This is a genomic window from Kitasatospora sp. NPDC041917 (assembly GCF_055589745.1).
In genome coordinates, this window is sequence record NZ_JBVJBI010000094.1 from 1 (window position 1) to 3,606 (window position 3,606).

The 3,606-nt window shown below is 75.4% G+C and carries 1 protein-coding gene; it reads right to left on the reverse strand.

Annotated features, from left to right (window positions below; all coding sequences use genetic code 11):
- Window positions 1-3,606: type I polyketide synthase (locus tag ACZ6EM_RS40215; RefSeq protein WP_465774654.1), on the reverse strand; the 3,606-nt coding region annotated here is incomplete at both ends.

Sequence of the window (3,606 nt, forward strand, 5' to 3'; positions counted from 1 at the left end):
CTCCCGACCCGCGCCGTCGACGGCCAGCGGAACGACCTCCGCACCGGCGGCCAGCAGCGCGCTCTCCACGCCCTCCACCGACGCACCCGCACCCGTCACCAGCAGCCAACGGCCCGACAGCCGCCCCTCCGCCGAACCCGCCAACGGCTTCCACGTCACCCGGTACCGCCAGAAGTCCACCACCGAATCCACCCGGCGCCGCTGCCGCCACGAGGACAGCACCGGCAGGACGGAGCCCAGCTCCTCGGGCGCCCGGTCGATGTCCAGGGCCGCGGCGAGTTCGCCGAGGTCCTGGCGCTCCACGGCCTGCCAGAAGCGCGCCTCGTCCGGGTCGGCCACGACGGCCGTTCCAGGCGCGGCCTTCGGCCAGTAGCGCTCCCGCTGGAAGGCGTAGGTCGGCAGCGGGGCCGGACGGCCGGCGGGCAGCAGCCCGGACCAGTCGATCTCCGCCCCGGCCGTCCACAGCGTGGCGAGCGCCCGCAGTGCCGTGTCGGCGTCGTCCCGGTCCTTGCGCAGCAGCGGCGCGCACACCGCGTCGGGGAGCATCCGGCCGGCCAGCGCGGTCAGCACGCCCTCCGGGCCGAGCTCCACGAAGCGGGTGACGCCCCGGCCGTGCAGCGCCTCGACGCCGTCGGCGAAGCGGACGGCCTCGCGGACCTGCCGCACCCAGTAGGACGGGGTGGACATCAGCCCGGGCCCGGCGAGTTCGCCGGTCAGGTCGGAGACGATCGGCAGCTGCGGCTCCGAGTAGGTCAACTCCGCCAGCACGGCGGCGAATTCTTCGAGCATCGGCTCCATCAGGGCCGAGTGGAAGGCGTGCGAGACGGTGAGCCGGCTGGTCTTGCGGCCCTCGGCCCGCCAGCGCTCGGCGAGCTCCTCGACGGCCTCCGCCGGACCCGAAACCACCAGCGAGGTCGGCCCGTTGACGGCCGCGACGTCCAGGCGGTCGCCGATCGCCTCCCGGACCTCGGCCTCGGTGGCCTGCACCGCCAGCATCGCGCCGCCCTCGGGCAGCGCCTGCATCAGCCGGCCGCGCGCCGCCACCAGCGCACAGGCGTCGGCCAGCGAGAACACGCCCGCCGCATGGGCGGCGGCGATCTCACCGATCGAGTGGCCGAGCAGGAAGTCGGCCGTCACGCCCCAGGATTCGAGCAGCCGGTACGAGGCGACCTCGACCGCGAACAGCCCGGCCTGCGCCCACACCGTCCGGTCCAGATCCTCGACGCCCTCGAACACCACGTCCCCGACCGGCCGGTCCAGCAGCAGGTCGAACTCCGCGCAGACCGCGTCGAAGGCCGCCGCGAACACCGGGAACCGCGCGTACAGCCCGGCCCCCATCCCGGCCCGCTGCGCGCCCTGACCAGTGAACAGGAAGGCCGTACCTCCCTGCGCCGTGACGCCCGAGACCACCTGGGCCGAGGGCTCGCCCGCCGCCAGCGCGGCGACACCGGAGCGCAGTTCGTCCCGGTCGCCGCCGAACACCACCGCGCGGTGGTCCAGCGCGGCCCGGGACAGCAGCCCCGCGGCCACCTCCGCCGGAGCGAACTCCGGTGCGGCCGCGAGGAATCCGGCCAGTCGCCCGGCCTGCGCCGCCAGTGCGGAGGCGGTCCGCCCCGACACCGGCCACGGCAGCACACCCTCGACGGCCACCGGCTCGTCGGCCGCCACCGCGGGCGCGGCCTCCAGGATGACGTGGGCGTTGGTACCGCTGATGCCGAAGGAGGAGACGCCCGCGCGCCGCGGCCGGTCCAGCTCGGGCCACGGGCGGGACTCGGTGAGCAGTTCCACCGCGCCCGCCGACCAGTCGACCTCGGAGGTCCGCTGCTCCGCGTGCAGCGTGGCCGGCAGCACGCCGTGCCGCAGCGCCTGCACCATCTTGATCACACCCGCCACACCGGCCGCGGCCTGGGTGTGGCCGATGTTGGACTTGATCGCGCCGAGCCAGAGCGGCTCACCGGCCCGCTCCTGGCCGTACGTGGCCAGCAGCGCCTGGGCCTCGATCGGGTCGCCGAGGCGGGTACCGGTGCCGTGCGCCTCGACGGCGTCGACGTCAGCGGCCGACAGCCCGGCGCTCGCCAGCGCCTGCCGGATCACCCGCTCCTGCGACGGGCCGTTCGGCGCCGTCAGACCGTTCGACGCACCGTCCTGGTTGACCGCGCTGCCGCGCACCACCGCGAGCACCTCGTGCCCGTTGCGCCGCGCGTCCGACAGCCGCTCCAGCACCAGCACGCCGACGCCTTCCGACCAGCCGGTGCCGTCCGCCTCGGCCGAGAAAGCCTTGCAGCGGCCGTCCGAGGCCAGGCCGCCCTGCCGGGCGAACTCGGCGAAGGCGGTGTTGGTGGACATCACGGTGACACCGCCGGCCAGCGCCAGTTCGCACTCGCCCCGGCGCAGCGCCTGCGCCGCGAGGTGCAGGGCGACCAGCGAGGCGGAGCAGGCCGTGTCCACGGTCAGCGCCGGCCCTTCGAGACCGAAGGCGTACGCCACCCGGCCGGAGAGCACCGACGCGGCGTTGCCGGTCAGCACATGCCCCTCGACCTCCTCGTCGGAGGCGGCGAGCAGCGTGCCGTAGTCCTGGCCGTTGGTGCCGACGAAGACGCCGACGGGGGCGCCGTGGACGGACAGCGGGTCGGTGCCCGCCGATTCGAAGGCCTCCCAGGACGCCTCCAGCAGCAGCCGCTGCTGGGGGTCCATCGCCAGCGCCTCGCGCGGCGAGATGCCGAACAGGCTCGCGTCGAAGTCGGTCGCGTGCCGGAGGAAGCCGCCCTCGGGCGCGTACGTCCCGGCGTCGCGGTCGAGGTCCCAGCCGCGGTCGGTCGGGAACGGGCCGACGCCGTCCGCGCCGTCGGTCAGCAGCTGCCACAGTTCGGCGGGCGTGCCGACGTCGCCGGGGAAGCGGCAGCTCATGCCGACGATCACGATCGGCTCGTCGGTCCCGGCCGGTGCGGGCGCCATCGCCTCGGTCAGCACGGCCCGGTCACCGAGCATCAGGCCGAGCAGGTGATCGGCGAGCCGGGTGGGCGTCGGGTGGTCGAACACAAGCGTCGTCGGCAGCCGCAGTGCGGTCTCGGCGCTGAGCCGGTTGCGCAGTTCGACGGCGGTCAGCGAGTCGAAGCCCAGCTCCCGGAAGGCCCGGGCGGGCGCCACCGCGTCGACCGAGGCGTGGCCGAGCACGGACGCGGCCTGGGCCCGGACGAGGTCGAGCAGCAGCTGACGGCGCCGGCCGGCCGGCACCGAGGCCAGCTCGGAGCCCATCGGCACGGGAGCCTCCGCCCCGGCGGGCGCGGGCCGCGCCGCGGCTTCCGGCAGGTCCGCGAGCAGGGTGCTCGGACGGGAGCCGGTGAAGCCGCCGAGGAACTGCGGCCAGTCGATGTCGGCGACGCTCACCTCGGTCTCGTCGTGGTCGACGGCCCTGGCCAGGGCCTGGATCGCGAGTTCCGGGTCCATCGGCAGCACGCCGCCGCGCCGCAGCCGCTCGACGACCACCTCGCCGGTGGCGAGGCCGTCCTGTGCCCAGGCGCCCCAGGCGATCGAGAGTCCGGCGAGACCGCGGTCGCGGCGCCGCTGGATCCAGGCGTCCAGGAAGGCGTTCGCCGCCGCGTAGTT